A 14,570-nucleotide genomic window follows, 5' to 3' on the forward strand; every position below is an offset into this window, starting at 1 on the left:
TCGAGTGCCGGACCGAGCGAAGATCCTCCTGGTCGACGACCGGGAGGAGAACCTCATCGCCTTGGAGGCCATCCTCAGCTCCCTCGACCTGGTGCCCGTGCGGGCCAGATCGGGTGAGGAGGCCCTGAAGGCGCTGCTCAACACCGAGTTCGCGCTCATCCTGCTGGACGTGCGGATGCCCGGCATGGACGGCTTCGAAACGGCCGCCCACATCAAGCGGCGCGAGCGTACCCGGAACATCCCGATCATCTTCCTGACCGTGGTCGACAGCGCCCCCGACTACGCCTTCCGCGGCTATGCGGCCGGCGCCGTCGACTACCTCACCAAGCCGTTCGACCCGTGGGTGCTGCGGGCGAAGGTGTCGGTGTTCGCCGAGCTCTACAACATGAACAAGCGGCTGGCCGAGCAGGCGTCGCTGCTGCGCGACCGCATGGCCGCCGAACTCCCGCCCGGCGCCTCCGTCCAGGGCTCGGTCCTGCCCGAACTCTCCCGCCGCCTGTCCGCGGTGGAGGACGAACTGGCCAGAGTGCGCGAACTGGCCCGCAAGTCCCAGGACTCGGTTCTCTCCGCCCCCCTCACCGACCTCACCGAACGCCTCGCCAACCTGCGCGCGGGCTTTGACGCCCTCTCGTAGAGGCTTTCTGGATAACTCGCCTTTCTTGCGTCCGTCCGGCCCTTCCCCCGCCTTCTTTCTCGTCTGTCCGGCCCTTCCCCCGCCTTTCCGTTACGGCTCCGCCACCGCCCACGCCACCCGCCGACGTGGGCGGGCGCAGATCGGGGGGATCGCTTCTCACGTCGGACGTGGTCCCCGCCGTCACGGCCCTTCGCCGGCCCCCTCCCGCGGCCCCGCCTCGGCCAGCGGTTCGCCCTGGGCAGCACCACAGTGGTGGGCGGCAGCCACTCCTGCACCACCCACGCCCCAAGCCCCTGAGGCCCCGCCCAGGCACAACCTCCCGGGGGTTGTCACCTGGGCCCGCGCGTCCTGATGCGGGGCGCGGCGTGGGCTTGGAGGCGCTTCCCGGGGGTGGCGGCTTTGGTGGCGCTGCCTGAGGTGCTGGCTTTGGCTGGGGCGCCACTCCGAGGACCAGGAGGCGTCCCCTTGGTCGGGTGCCCGGGGCGCGTTGGTGATGGGTGGTGGGGATCTTGGTGAGGTAAAACGCGGGGAAATATCCGGTAGAGGTGGGGTTTGGGGTGGGTTGGGGTTTTTAGAGTCGGTAGTGATTCGATGCCGGAGAACGGAGAACTGCCGTGTTCGATCAGACCTTCCTCCGCGAGCTCGTCGCCATGAAGGACGAGGTGGGCGTGGTGTCGCTATACACCACCTCCGATCCTCGCGAGGAGGCCTCCACCCGGCCCGCCCGCGGGATCCGGCTCAGGAATGAGCTGTCCGCGATCCGGGATCACGTCAACACCTGGCCGGATCGCGAACGCCGGGAGGCTGTGTTCCGCCGGCTGGAAGGGCTGGAACCCGACATCCTCGAACTTCTCGACGCCGCCGAATCCGGGATCGGGCGGGCGCTGTTCGCCTCGGTCAGTGACGACGACGTCCGCACGATCAAGCTGCAGGTCCCGATCGAGGACTGCGCCGTGCTCGAATCCACCACCTACGTCCGCCCGCTGCTCACCGCCATGGCCACGAGCGCGCCCGCCGGTCTGGTGCTCGTCTCACGGGACGGCGTGCGCCTCATCGACCTCCGGTACGGCGTCGCCGAGGAGATCGAGCACGAGACCTACGAGATCGACACCGAGGACTGGCGCCCCATGCGCGGCCCCGGCCCGGGCGGAACCGCGCAGTCCAGCTCCACCCAGACGGACCGGTTCCAACGCCGCGTCGAGGACCACCTGCGCCGCAACCTCCACGCCAGCGCCCCGGAGATCGCCCGCCAGGCCAGGTCCCGCGGCTGGACGGACGTCCTGCTGATCGGCGACGTGGAACTGACGGAGGTGCTCGCCGGGGCAGTACACCCCCTGGACGTCGTCCAGGTGGACACCATCGTCGACACACTCCCGCCCGCCGAGGCCGCCAAGCACGTGGCCCCGGAACTGGCCGCCACCCGCGAATGCCGCGACGCCGCCCTGGCGACCAGGGCCGTGGACGCGGCCAAATCCGGCGGCCGCGGCTCCCTGGGCCTCAACCAGACCCTCGCCCTGCTCAACGAAGGCCGGGTGGACCACCTGCTGCTGGAGGAGTCGGCGAAGTGGTCGGGCTTCAAGGGCCTGGACGGCTACCTGTACGACCACGCACCGGCAGGCGTCCCTTCCGACCCAGAACCCGACCTGGGCGAACGCATGATCGAAGCCGCCCTGAACACCGGCGTAACCCTGACCATCCTCACAACAACCGGCGCCGAAGCCCTGGCCAACTACAACGGAGTAGCGGCCCTCCTCCGCTGGTAACAGAGCCAACCGGTGGACCAGCCGAGGCGGCGGTAGCCGGTAGACCGGCCGAGGCAGACGGTAACCGAGGACCAGCCGAGGCAGACCGTAGCCGAGGACCGGCCAGGGCGGGGGTAGCCGGTGACCCTGCCGTGGCAGACGGTACCCGGTGGGTCTGCCGTGGCAGACGGTACCCGGTGGGTCTGCCGGGGCAGACGGTAGCCGGTGGGTCTGCCGGGGCAGGGGGCTTACGAAGGGTCGTGACGGTGGGGACCACGTCCGACGTGAGAAGCGATCCCCCCGACCTGCGTCAGCCCACGTCGGTGGGTGGCGTGGGCGGGGGCTGGCCGTAACGGAAAAGCAAGGGTCGTATGGAGAAGAGGGGTGTGGGTTAGGCGGGCTTGAGGACGCGGTTGAGGGCGGCGTGGCCGGCGGGGCCCCAGTGGGGTTTGCCGCCGGGGAGGCCGCGGTCGCCGTTCTGTCCCATGAGCATCAGGAAGAGGCTCTTCATGGCGGCCAGCCCGCGGGCGCGGCGGATCGACGCATCGTCCGCGCGACCGTACGTGTCGAAGAAGCGGGTGGCGGTGCCGGCGGGTAGCAGCACCCAGGCGGCGGCGAGGTCCCACGCCGGGTCGCCGGTGAACAGGTCGCCGAAGTCGATGATGCCGGAGAGTGTTCCGTCGGAGACGACGACGTTCGCGGGGTGGAGGTCGCCGTGCACCCACATCGGCGGGCCCTCCCACGCGGGGGCCGCGACGGCGTCGTTCCAGACGTCCCGGACGTCGGCGATGTCGTCGGGGGCGACGGCCTGGAGGAAACGTTCGAAGCCGAGCGTGCAGTCCCGGGGATGGGCTCCGCGGTCGATAGAAAGGGGCGCGTCGGCGGGCGCCTCCACGTGGAGCGCCTGGAGGAAGGCGGCCAGCGTGTCGGCGGCGTGGGCGCCGCGGCTGATCGAGCCGTGGTCCAGCGGCTCGCCGGGAACCCACGTCATCACGGTCCAGTGCTTGGGAAAGCGCTCAGACGGTTCGCCGAACCGCACCGGGGTCGGCACCGGGAGCGGCAGGCGCGGGGCCAGCACGGGTAGCCATCGCCGCTCCTTGAGCTGGAGTTCCGGGGTGGGGTCCATGCGCTGCATGCGCACGGCCAACTCGTCCCCGAGGCGCCACATCTGGTTGCCCCAACCGCCCGCCACCTCGCGGATGGCCAGCCCTGCGAGGTCCGGATGCTGCTCCCGCAGCAAGTCCCGGACCAAGTCTGCGGTGATCTTGAGCTCAGTGTCGGTCATGCGCAATCACAGTAGCGACAGGACAAGCGGGCCGACACCTGAACAATCACCGTGACCCTCAGCTACCGGACGGTGCGGCGTTGGACGCGGCGGGCGATGGCGAGCACGATCGGCGCCGTGAGCCAGCACAGGTACGCGCCGGTGCCCGTGGTCAGGAACGACACCGGAATGGACACCGCGAAAACCGCGGCCAGGCAGATGCTGCGCACCAGGCTCTCGGCGAACACCTGGGGCGGGACGTCGCTCCGGTAGAGGTGTGCGCGCCGGATCTCCCGGATGATCAGCGCGAACGACGCGGACGCCAGGACCTGCACGAGCGCGTACAGACTGAACCGGGGCGCGAAGGCGCCGTCCGCGGTGAGCACCCGGGTCGCGAACGGCATCAGGACCTGCATGAACAGCCACGCCAGGGTGAGGCTGGTCAGTCGGCCGCCCAGCGAGCGGACGTGGCTGAAGATCTCGTGGTGGGCGCGCCAGTGGGCGGCGATCACCACGAAGCTGAGCGCGAAGGCCAGGTACTCGTGGCCGTGGGCCGACACCGAACTCAGCATCGCCTCGGTGGTGTCGCCGGTGGGGATGGGGAGATCCAGTGCCAGCAAGGTGAGTGCGATCGCGATCACCGCGTCGACGAACATGCTGAGCCGCTCGGCGGCGACCGCCCGTGCCTCGCCGATCTCGTGGTCAGGTGTGTGGCCGGCATGAGTGGTCATAGTGAGGACAGCTCCCGCGCCGAGGCCGTCCGGAACCCCATGGCTCCGATGGCCGGCGCCAGGATCCAGACCAGCGGGAAGGCGGACTGAGCGAGGTAGGAGACGTTATCCATGCCATTAGTCTTATCCTGTTAACATTAACTGGTCAACACTCAGGTAGGGTGGCGTGGTGGATGACGGACTCGCAGACTTGCTGCACCGCGTGGTCATGCTGCTGGGCGAGGCGGCCCGGCGGCGCACCGACGGCCGTGACGGTGTGACGTACAGCCAGATACGGCTTCTGGGCACGTTGGAGGAGATCGAGCCGGTGACGCAGCATCGGCTCGCGCAGGCGCTGTCGGTGTCCGACCCGGCGATCAGCCGGGCGCTGCGACCACTCGAAGCGGACGGCCTGGTGCGGATCACCATCGATCCCGAACACGCACGACGGCGACTGGTCCGCCTCACCGACGCCGGCCGGAAGGCCTTCCACACAGCCGGGAAACCGCTCTACGACGAGCTGCGCGCCGGGCTGGTAGCGGCAGGCTTCCCCTACGAACGCTATCTAGAGGACACCCTCCGCCTGGCCGAACTCCTCGCCTCCGACCGAGAACCCCGCCCACGCAGACCCAACCGGCAGACCAGCAAGGCCGAGTAGCCGGTGGACCGGCCAAGGCGGACCGTAGCGGGTGAGCCTGCCGGGGCAGGGGGCTGACGATGGGCCGTGACGGTGGGGACCACGTCCGACGTGAGAAGCGATCCCCCCGACCTGCGCGAGCCCACGTCGGTGGGTGGCGTGGGCGGGCTGGCCGTAACGGAAAAGCAAGACCAGCAAGAAGAAGCCAGGCCAGCACGGAGAAGAGAGCGGCGCACGAAGATGCAAAAGGCCCGCACGAGAGTGCGGGCGTCGGGGGGCTGGCAGGGCCGAGCGGGAATGTTCGGAAAAAGTCAGTGGCGGGCGCGTTCGAGGGCGTCCCAGAAGCCGCGGCGGAGTGCGTGGCGGACCTCGTCGTGCAGCAGGAAGTCGATCGGGAGGGACGAGCCCTGCAGCAGCCGCGCCTCCAGGTCGGACGGCATGCGGGGCTTGCGGGCCAGCACCGCCTCCAGCCACAACGCGGGCGCGTCCCTGGCCACCGACTCGCCGAAGTCGTGCCCCTCTCGGTGCGCGGCCTTCACCGCGTCGGCCAGCGTGGTAGCGGCGCCGGTCGCGGCCGGGGTGGGGGTCGGGGCGGGCTGCGGGCCCGTGTAGGGGCCGAGCTGGGACGGCTGGTAGGACGACGGCGTTCCGTACTGGCCGGCGGACGGCGGTTGAGCCTGGATGGGGCCGGTGACGGGAGCCGAGGACGGGGGCTGCTGGGGTGGGGACGGGGGTTCGGGCTGGTAGGTGTAGGTGGGCAGCGACGGCGGGCGGTTGCCGGGTGAGGCGGGCGCGGCCGGGCTGGGCTGCGGCGGGGGTGACGGCTGTGCGGGGATCTGGGCCGGGGGGAGCGACGGGGGCGGGGACGGGGGCAGGGAGGCGTGGGCGGCCTGGCCGTTGCTGACCGGCTGGTGGCCGTTGGCGGCCTCGGCGGCACCGGTGACCAGGTTGACGTACGGGCGCAGGTGGCCGCCGCCGATCTCGATGAGGTCGTCGCTCTCCTGGCGCAGCGTCCGGGAGACCGCCCAGCCGCCGTCGGCGGTGATGTGCACGACGGTCACCCGGATGCCCAGGTCCTGGGCGTCGCAGACGACCTGCGCGAGGTCCTCGTCGCCGCTGACCACGACGGCGTCGCAGATCGCGCTGTTGCGGGCCAGCGTCATCAGGTCGCGGTGGACCTGCGCGTCGACGCCCTCGCGGCGGCCCGGCCTGATGCGCGACAGGCGCAGCTTCAGGCCGGGGATGTCGGCGAGCGCGTCGTGCTCGGGCGTGCGGCGGCCTTCTACGGTCGCCTCGTACCAATAGCAACGCAGCAGCGGCAGTCCTGTGCGCTCGCGTGACAGGTTGGTCATGAGCTGCAGCAGGCCGGGATAGTCCCAGGCGACCGCTTCGCGATGGCGGGTCCCATGAACGGCCATCGCGCCGTCTGCCAGCAAGTAGCCAGCGTCCACGAACAGCGCGCAGCGATCCACGCGACACCGCCCCTTTCTAGGTGGCCCGACCTTCTGGCTCTGCACCGTCAGAGCCGGACTCGGCGGCCCTTTACCAGGGTAATGAAGCCAATGATCGTGCGAGGGTTAATCCCGACGATTCCGCCCTCGCCCGACGTTACGCCAGAGGATTTACGCGAACCGTACCAGTTTGTCCCGTTCAACGGTCACGACCGTGCGCGTACACTCACCGCCGCGACACCGAACAACACCGCATCCCTTCTGGAGACGATGCTCAGCCGTGGCCGCTCCCCCAGTTCGGCACTGAAGGTGTCCACGTCGACACCGAACGTGAGCCCGCTCGCCCCGTTCGACGACCCGTCGAACGTGTTGCCCGAGTCTCGTCCGCCCGCCTCCGGCCGCATGGCCGCGCCGCCGAGCGAGACCTTGTCGCCGGACAGGTCCGCGTCGCCCTCCCAGGTGACGAGTTCCAGCCGCGCGGGTGCCGCCGCCGGGATCAGTCCGCCGAGAGGCACGTCGAGCCGTCCCGCCGCGTTCTCCTCCCCGCCGATCTGCGTGGCCGTGTCGAGCACCACAGCCTGACTGTACGGCTGCGCGGGATCGGTGGCGATCACCACGAGGCTCCACCCGGCATGCTGCGAGATCCCCGGCTTCATGGGTGCGTCCGCCGCCCACCACATCCCCCTCTTCTTGCTGCTGCTGACCAGCCCGGTCACGTCCGCGAACGCCTGGTAGGCGGGCCCCACGGGCAACTCGCGCGCCATGACCTGGTTGGGCCGGATCTTCACGTAACCGTCCCGCCCGGCCGGCCGGAACTTGATCGGCCCCGCCGTCTGGGTGCTGGCCGACCAGTAGAGCCCGGCCCACACGATCTGCCCGCCCGCGGGCAGGTCGAGCCTGGCCGCGCTGGACGCCTTGGTGCTGGCCACCCGGTCGCGGTCGAGCGGCTGCATGGTCCACAGGTCGTTGTCGCGCCGCTGTCCCTGCCTGCGCAGCGCCTCCGGGCAGCCCTGGCGGGTGGGCGGGCAGGTGAGCAGTGAGTTGCCGACCGCCCTGACCACGACCTTGCCGTCGGTGGCGAAGCGCGCGGGCGCGCCGTCCTCGCGCACCCCGATCGGCGAGACCGCCTTCACCTGCACGCCGCCCGCCTTGATCCGGACCGCGGGGCCGGCGCCTTCCGGGGCCGAGGCGGCCACGCGTACGCGCAGGAACACCGCCGTCGCCGAACCGCCCTTGAGCGGCCGCCGTACGCATTGGGCGCCGCGCTGGGCGACCTTGCACGACCAGCCGTCGACCGTGCCGACCGGTTTGACCGCGGCGACCGAGCTGCCCTTGCTCCCGCCGGTGATGAGCGTGACGCCTTCGGGCAGGGCGACGGTGGCGGCGAGTTCGTCGCTGGGTCCCCGGCCGGCGTTGCGCAGGCGGATGCCGATGATGCCGGGCTGGGCGCGTACCAGGGAACCGAGGGCCCCGATGGTCGCCGACAGCCTGGCCTTGCCGGGCTTGGACGTGGTCGGCGTGGGTGTGGGGGTGGGTTTGGGCTCGGGCTTCCTGGCCGGCTTCTCGCTGGGCGGCTCGACGGCCGGGGGCTCCTGGCGGGTGGGGCTCGGCGCGGCGGCCACCGGGGGCTTCTTGATCGGCTCCTCCCCCGAGACCAGGAGGAACGCGGCGACCGCCACCCCGGCCGCCACCGTGCCGGCGACGGCCGCCTGCTGGCTCTTGGGCGCGCGGCGGATCCAGCCGAGCGCGTGGATGACGCCCGCGCCGGCGCCGCCCGCCGCCGCGCTCGCCTTGGCCAGCGCGGTCAGGTACCCGGCGAAGACCGGGCCGACGAAGAGCGGTCCGACGATGACGCGCAGCCCGCGGTTGACGTCGGTGAGCTCCAGCAGCACCGAGTTGCACTCGGCGCAGTCGCTGACGTGGTCGTCGACCGACTTGGAGTCGCGCCTGGCCAGGCCTCCCCTGACGTACGCGCCCATCTTGCCGAGCACAGGACGGCAGGCCTGCTGGGGCGAGGCGGCCAGATGCATCTGCAGGTACGCCTGCCGTAGCCCCTCGCGGGCCCGGTAGGCCAGGGCGGCGACGCCGTTGGCCGACAGCCCGAGCAGCGGGCCGACCTCGGCGGCCTTGGAGTCTTCCACCTCGGTGTGCCACAGGACCGTGCGCCAGCGGTCGGGCAGCGACAGGAACGCTCGGGAGATCAGCGACTTCTCCAGCCCGGTGAGGGCGGGGTCGACGAAGGGCACCCCCGGGTCGAACAGCTCGATCTCGCCGGTGGTCACCTGGCGGCTCTCGACCCGGCCGCGGTCGTAGACGGTCCGGCGCACGACCGTCAGCAGGTACGGCCGGAACCCGGCGTCGGGACCGCCGCCGCGCCCCACCAAGTCGAGGATCTTGGTGAAGGACTCGGCGACCACGTCCTCGACGTCGGTTTCCCCCCGCACCAGCTGGCGGGCGAGGGCTCGGGCGGCGACGACGTGGCGTTCGTAGAGCACGCCATAGGCGGCGGCGTTGCCGCCTCGTACCGCTTCGAGTAGATCTGCATCGCTTTGCGGCGATTCGACACTCATAGTGACCTCACGATTACGCGGGGTTGCCCCGGCGAATCATTCCGCATTCCGCGTCATGACTAACCCGAAAGCTCGTCTTTGCCTTTGAAACCCTTTCGGAGGACAGATGGACGAGGACATTCCAGGATCACTGCGCTCGCGCTGGCGCAAGAGGAGCCTGGAGGCCGGCTGGTCCCTGCCCGAGGACTGGTGGACGCCGGCGGTCGAACACGCGATCAAGGCCGTGAACAGGGGCCACGACCTGATTCGCGCGTGCGCCGCACTCGGGGGAGCACGGGCACGGGCGGGGGTGGGCATCGGCGAGGGCATGAACGACCTCGCCGCGCTCTTCACCGCGCTCGGGCTCGGCGAGCCGCCGTTCACCGCCGCGCGATCCTTCGCCGTGGGCTGGACCGAGGCGAGCTTCGCGCCGGTGAACGGGCTCTGCTGCGAGGACCCGTTCACCGGGCTGGCCACGCTGACCTACCTGCGCACCCGGCTGGCCGAGGTCTACCGGGGCTCGCTCGCCGCGCAGCACCGGCTGGTGGTGGCGGAGCCGTACGAGCGGCCGGGAGATCTGGCGGGACGGCTGGCGGCGATGCTCGCGCTGGCGGGAGCGGCGCGGCAGGCCTTCGCCGGCGACGAGACGCTGGCGCAGCTCGCGCCCGCCCGGGTGGGCGCGCTGGCCAGGGTGGGGCCCGCGCTGGTCCCGCGGCTGACCCCGCTGGAGGTGTTCAGGGTCTCGGTCAACCGGCTGCCCGACGGTTACGAGCAGGCTCTCACCCTGCTGCGAACCTTAAGCTTGGACCCATGACGGATCGCGAGAAGCTGCTTGCCGAGATCAAGAACAAGGCCGTGGTGCACGGCAAGGTCATCCTGTCGTCGGGACAGGAGGCCGACAGCTATCTCGACCTGCGCCGGATCACGCTCGACGGCGTCGCCGCGCCGCTGGTCGGCCGGGTGCTGCTGGAGCTGACCTCGGACCTCGGCTACGACGCCGTGGGCGGGCTGACGCTGGGCGCCGACCCGGTGGCCGCCGCGATGCTGCACGCCGCCGCCGCGCAGGGACGCACGCTGGACGCGTTCGTGGTGCGCAAGGCGCAGAAGGTGCACGGGCTGCAGCGCCGCGTCGAGGGGCCGGACGTCAAGGGCCGGCGGGTGCTGGCACTTGAGGACACCTCGACCACCGGCGGCTCGGTCATGACCGCGGTCGAGGCGCTGCGCGAGGAGGGCGCCGAGGTCGTGGCCGTGGTCACGATCGTCGAGCGCGGCGCGGCCCCCCGGCTGGCCCAGGAGGGCCTGGAGTACCGCTACGCCTACACGGCCGCGGAGTGCGGCATCTGACTCACGTGCCGCCGCGGACGGTGAACGCCTCGCGCTCGCCCGCCTTTCCGGGGGCGCGCGCCTTGCCGTTCTCCGCCACGCGTACGGTGCCCGCGTCGGAGAGCACGACCGACAGCTCAGGCTCGAAGTAGCTGACCTCTTCGCCCCTGCTCATGTCGCGGTACTGGAGCACGTCGCCGCCGGGCACCCGGACCGTGACGAGCGGGCAGGTCTCGGCCACGCACTCGATGCGCACCGTCGGCACCTGCGCGCTGGCGGTGGGCGTGGCCGTGCCGGACGCGGCCGAGACGGGCTCCGGGGTGTCGAGCGCGCCGATCAGGGCCCGCGCGCCGATCACGACCAGCGCCACCACGAGCGCGACCGCGAGCACGGCGAGCGCGAGCCTCGCGAGGCCCATCGGGTCTGTCCTGTGGCGTCCCACACACCGGAGCGTACCCGTTGGTAACCTCGTCTTGCCCTCCCGAACACCTAACGTCCGCACCGAGGTGGGGGAGATCCTTTGTCAGGTGTTCTTACTGCTTCGTGTTGACCCTGTGGTGCTTGCCGTTGGGCGTGGGCAGGGCCTTCGCCGCCCGCCGGCCCTTCACGAACTCGACGATGATCGGGATCAGGGAGATGAAGACGATCAGGAACACGCCCGGCAGGATGTACCTGTCGATCTGCTTGGGGTCGACCTTGCTGCCCAGGAAGTAGCCGAGCAGGATCAGGCCCTCGGTCCAGACGACGCCGCCGATGACGTTCCACATGAAGAACCGCTTGGGGCTCATCTCCAGCACGCCGGCGACCGGGTTCATGAACGTGCGCACGATCGGCACGAACCGCGCCAGCACCACGGCCTTCGCGGGGCCGAACTTCTCGAAGAACTCCTCGGCCCTGAGCACGTGCTCCTTCTTGAAGAGCCGTGAGTTGGGCTTGTCGAACATCTTCCTGCCGAACTTCATGCCCAGGAAGTGGCCGATCTGCGCGCCCGCGACCGCGCACAGCGGCGTCCCGATCAGCAGGACCGGCAGCGAGATCGGCTCGATGCCCATCCCCACGGCCACGGAGGCTGAGCTGAAGATCCCGGCGGCCACCAGCAGAGAGTCGCCCGGCAGGAAGAAGCCGAGCAGCAGGCCGGTCTCGGCGAAAATGATCGCCAGCACGCCGACCGTGGCGAACGCCCCGAGAATGGTCAGCCACCATGTCGGGTCGAGGAGATTGAGAAGCCAGTCCACGCAGTGGAGCTTACCGGGCGGTGTCACTACCACGGGGGTTGGCGAGCCGCGATACTGGGCACCGCGAAGCCGAACGTTCTAGGAGATGAATCATGCCCATCGCCACCCCAGAGGTCTACGCGCAGATGCTCGACCGGGCCAAAGCAGGCGGATTCGCCTACCCGGCGATCAATGTGACCTCTTCCCAGACGTTGAACGCCGCGTTGCGCGGCTTCGCCGAGGCGGAGAGCGACGGCATCGTCCAGGTGTCCACCGGCGGCGCCGAGTTCTTGTCCGGCGCCACCGTGAAGGACATGGTCATCGGCGCGAGCGCCCTGGCGGAGTACGCCCGCGTGGTCGCCGCCAAGTACCCGGTGACGATTGCCCTGCACACCGACCACTGCCCGAAGGACAAGCTCGACGGCTTCATGCGGCCGCTGGTCGACATCTCGCTGGAGCGCGTGTCCAAGGGCCTGGACCCGCTGTTCCAGTCGCACATGTGGGACGGCTCCGCCGTACCTCTGGAGGAGAACCTGGAGATCGCCAAGGAGCTCCTCGACAAGTGCCACCGCGCCAACATCATCATGGAGATGGAGATCGGCGTGGTCGGCGGCGAGGAGGACGGCGTCGTCGGCGAGATCAACGAGAAGCTCTACACCACGACCGACGACGCGCTGGCCACGGCCGAGGCGGTCGGCATCGGCGAGCAGGGCCGCTACATGCTGGCCGCGACCTTCGGCAACGTCCACGGCGTCTACAAGCCCGGCCACGTGAAGCTGCGCCCGCCGGTGCTGAAGGACATCCAGGACGCGGTCGGCGCGAAGTACGGCAAGGACAAGCCGTTCGACCTGGTCTTCCACGGCGGCTCCGGCTCGGCGCTGGAGGAGATCCACGAGGCGATCACCTACGGCGTGGTGAAGATGAACATCGACACCGACACGCAGTACGCCTTCACCCGCCCGATCGCCGCCCACATGTTCACCAACTACGACGGCGTGCTCAAGGTCGACGGCGACGTCGGCAACAAGAAGGTCTACGACCCGCGCTCCTACGGCAAGTCGGCCGAGGCGGCCATGGCGGCCCGGGTGGCGCAGGCGTGCCAGGACCTGAAGTCCGCCGGCACGAAGATCGCCTAGTCACACGAGTGGCCCGGCGGGTATGACTGTTTGTATGGATAACCTTCTCGCCGGGCCGCCCCCGACCCTCCTGCCCGATCTGACCGAGGCCAGGCAGGCACTCGAGGCCGGTGCCAAGGCCGCCGACGTGGCCGCCCGTTTCCCCGCCTACCCGGCGGCATGGGCGGCGCTCGCGGAGGAATACTTCGCAAAGGGTCACGCGGTCACCTCCTACGCCTTTGCCAGGACCGGCTACCATCGCGGTCTCGACCAGTTGCGCCGCAACGGCTGGAAGGGCCACGGCCCGATTCCTTGGGAGCATGAGCCCAACCAGGGCTTCCTGCGCTGCCTGTATTCGCTCGCACGTGCCGCCCAGTCGATCGGCGAGAAGGACGAGGCCGAGCGGTGCATGCAGTTCCTCAAGGACAGCGACCCCGCCGCTTACGACGCGCTGGCCAAGTGAGCCTTGGGGACGAATAGCCCAATCGGGTAGTCTCTCTACGCAAGAGCCCCTGTCGCGCTTGCGCCAGGGGTTTCCGTGTCTATTGGCGTGCCCGCTCGCAGTCCCTGCGCCGCGGATCCATCGCCGTGTGCTGGGGAGATAGAACCATGCCGGCTGTCGTTGTCTTGGGCGCCCAGTGGGGCGATGAGGGCAAGGGAAAGGCCACTGACCTGCTCGGCGACGCCGTTGAGTATGTCGTCCGCTACCAGGGCGGCAACAACGCGGGCCACACGATCGTCATCGGCGACCAGAAGTACGCGCTCCACCTGGTGCCCACGGGCATCCTGTCGCCGAACGTGGTGCCGGTCATCGGCAACGGCGTGGTGATCGACCCGGGAGTGCTGCTCCAGGAGATCGACGCGCTCGCGGAGCGGGGCGTGTCCGCCGAACGCCTGCTGATCTCGGCGAACGCGCACCTGATCATGCCCCACCACAAGGCCCTGGACAAGGTGAGCGAGCGCTACCTCGGCAAGGCCAAGATCGGCACGACCGGCCGCGGCATCGGGCCCGCGTACGGGGACAAGATCTACCGGGTGGGCATCCGGGTCCAGGACCTGCTCGACCCGGGCATCCTGTCGGCGAAGATCGAGGTCGCGCTCAACGAGAAGAACCAGATCCTCACCAAGATCTACAACCGGCGCGGGCTCGACCACGCGCAGGTGCTGGAGGAGTACCTCGGTTACGCCGAGCGCCTCAAGCCGCACATCGCCGACACCTCTCTCGTGTTGTCGAAGGCGCTCGACGAGGGCAAGTTCGTGCTGCTGGAGGGCGGTCAGGGCACGCTCCTGGACATCGACCACGGCACCTACCCGTTCGTGACCTCCTCCTCGCCGACGAGCGGCGGCGCGTGCGCCGGCTCCGGCATCCCGCCGCAGCGCCTGACCAAGGTCATCGGCATCCTCAAGGCGTACACCACGCGCGTCGGCTCCGGGCCGTTCCCGACCGAGCTCGAGGACGCGATGGGCGACTGGCTGCGCACCACCGGCGGCGAGTACGGCGTCACCACCGGCCGCAACCGCCGCACCGGCTGGTTCGACGCGGTCATCGCCCGCTACGCCACCCGCATCAACGGCGTCACCGACTTCTTCCTCACCAAGCTCGACGTGCTGTCGGGCCTGGAGCGCATCCCGGTCTGCGTCGCCTACGACGTGGACGGCGAGCGCCACGACGAGATCCCGATGACGCAGACCGACTTCCACCATGCCAAGCCGATCTACGAGGAGTTCCCCGGCTGGCAGGAGGACATCACGGGGGCCAAGTCGTTCGACGACCTGCCGCCGAACGCTCAGGCGTACGTGCGCACGCTGGAGGAGATGAGCGGCGCGCCCATCTCCGCGATCGGCGTCGGCCCCGGCCGCGACCAGACGATCTCGCTGCGCTCCCTGGTCTGACACCGCAAGGGGGCGCGCTTCCCGCGCCCCCTTCACGG

14 protein-coding genes are annotated in these 14,570 nt (G+C 70.1%); 8 read left to right on the forward strand and 6 right to left on the reverse strand.

Annotation, left to right across the window (positions count from 1 at the left end; genetic code table 11):
- Positions 1-4: 4 nt before the first annotated feature.
- Complete coding sequence (locus HNR40_RS05605; protein WP_184958841.1) at positions 5-634, forward strand: response regulator; 630 nt, start codon at positions 5-7, stop codon at positions 632-634.
- 614 nt (positions 635-1,248) lie between these two features.
- Positions 1,249-2,397 carry a VLRF1 family aeRF1-type release factor gene (locus HNR40_RS05610; RefSeq protein ID WP_184958843.1) on the forward strand — a complete coding sequence of 383 codons (1,149 nt, stop codon included), beginning with the start codon at positions 1,249-1,251 and terminating at the stop codon, positions 2,395-2,397.
- Positions 2,398-2,767: 370 nt separating this feature from the next.
- Here HNR40_RS05610 and HNR40_RS05615 read toward each other — a convergent pair whose 3' ends face one another.
- Both HNR40_RS05615 and HNR40_RS05620 read right to left on the reverse strand, forming a co-directional pair.
- Positions 2,768-3,661 carry an aminoglycoside phosphotransferase family protein gene (locus tag HNR40_RS05615; protein ID WP_184958844.1) on the reverse strand — a complete coding sequence of 298 codons (894 nt, stop codon included), beginning with the start codon at positions 3,659-3,661 and terminating at the stop codon, positions 2,768-2,770.
- A gap of 62 nt (positions 3,662-3,723) precedes the next feature.
- On the reverse strand, positions 3,724-4,371 hold the full coding sequence (locus HNR40_RS05620) for a TMEM175 family protein (RefSeq protein WP_184958845.1): 648 nt from the start codon (positions 4,369-4,371) through the stop codon (positions 3,724-3,726).
- Positions 4,372-4,540: 169 nt separating this feature from the next.
- Here HNR40_RS05620 and HNR40_RS05625 point away from each other — a divergent pair, with 169 nt between their 5' ends.
- Entirely contained in the window at positions 4,541-5,008 is a 468-nt protein-coding gene (locus HNR40_RS05625) for a MarR family winged helix-turn-helix transcriptional regulator (protein WP_184958846.1), read from the forward strand.
- Positions 5,009-5,298: 290 nt separating this feature from the next.
- On the opposite strand, the gene HNR40_RS05630 is transcribed toward HNR40_RS05625, so the two are convergent.
- The gene (locus tag HNR40_RS05630) at positions 5,299-6,459 is read right to left on the reverse strand and encodes an NYN domain-containing protein (protein WP_184958847.1); all 1,161 of its coding nucleotides are present in this window, start codon (positions 6,457-6,459) and stop codon (positions 5,299-5,301) included.
- A 185-nt stretch (positions 6,460-6,644) separates the two neighbouring features.
- Complete coding sequence (locus tag HNR40_RS05635; RefSeq protein ID WP_184958848.1) at positions 6,645-9,008, reverse strand: sigma-70 family RNA polymerase sigma factor; 2,364 nt, start codon at positions 9,006-9,008, stop codon at positions 6,645-6,647.
- A 106-nt stretch (positions 9,009-9,114) separates the two neighbouring features.
- Here HNR40_RS05635 and HNR40_RS05640 point away from each other — a divergent pair, with 106 nt between their 5' ends.
- Both HNR40_RS05640 and HNR40_RS05645 read left to right on the forward strand, forming a co-directional pair.
- Positions 9,115-9,801: a hypothetical protein gene (locus tag HNR40_RS05640; protein WP_184958849.1), complete on the forward strand. Its 687-nt coding sequence runs from the start codon at positions 9,115-9,117 to the stop codon at positions 9,799-9,801.
- On the forward strand, positions 9,798-10,331 hold the full coding sequence (locus tag HNR40_RS05645) for an orotate phosphoribosyltransferase (RefSeq protein WP_184958850.1): 534 nt from the start codon (positions 9,798-9,800) through the stop codon (positions 10,329-10,331). The genes HNR40_RS05640 and HNR40_RS05645 overlap by 4 nt, the downstream gene beginning before the upstream one ends.
- Before the next feature lies 1 nt (position 10,332).
- Here the strand turns inward: HNR40_RS05645 and HNR40_RS05650 are convergent, their stop codons facing one another.
- Both HNR40_RS05650 and HNR40_RS05655 read right to left on the reverse strand, forming a co-directional pair.
- Entirely contained in the window at positions 10,333-10,728 is a 396-nt protein-coding gene (locus tag HNR40_RS05650) for a hypothetical protein (protein WP_184958851.1), read from the reverse strand.
- Between the two features lie 115 nt (positions 10,729-10,843).
- Positions 10,844-11,545 carry a DedA family protein gene (locus HNR40_RS05655; RefSeq protein WP_184958852.1) on the reverse strand — a complete coding sequence of 234 codons (702 nt, stop codon included), beginning with the start codon at positions 11,543-11,545 and terminating at the stop codon, positions 10,844-10,846.
- A 92-nt stretch (positions 11,546-11,637) separates the two neighbouring features.
- Here HNR40_RS05655 and fbaA point away from each other — a divergent pair, with 92 nt between their 5' ends.
- From fbaA to HNR40_RS05670, 3 genes are all read left to right on the forward strand, one after another.
- Entirely contained in the window at positions 11,638-12,660 is a 1,023-nt protein-coding gene (fbaA, locus tag HNR40_RS05660; protein WP_184958853.1) for a class II fructose-bisphosphate aldolase, read from the forward strand.
- Positions 12,661-12,694: 34 nt separating this feature from the next.
- Positions 12,695-13,102 carry a DUF3151 domain-containing protein gene (locus HNR40_RS05665; RefSeq protein WP_184958854.1) on the forward strand — a complete coding sequence of 136 codons (408 nt, stop codon included), beginning with the start codon at positions 12,695-12,697 and terminating at the stop codon, positions 13,100-13,102.
- Positions 13,103-13,248: 146 nt separating this feature from the next.
- On the forward strand, positions 13,249-14,532 hold the full coding sequence (locus HNR40_RS05670) for an adenylosuccinate synthase (protein WP_184958855.1): 1,284 nt from the start codon (positions 13,249-13,251) through the stop codon (positions 14,530-14,532).
- Positions 14,533-14,570: the final 38 nt, after the last annotated feature.

Source organism: Nonomuraea endophytica (assembly GCF_014203235.1).
GTDB classification, from domain to species: domain Bacteria; phylum Actinomycetota; class Actinomycetes; order Streptosporangiales; family Streptosporangiaceae; genus Nonomuraea; species Nonomuraea endophytica.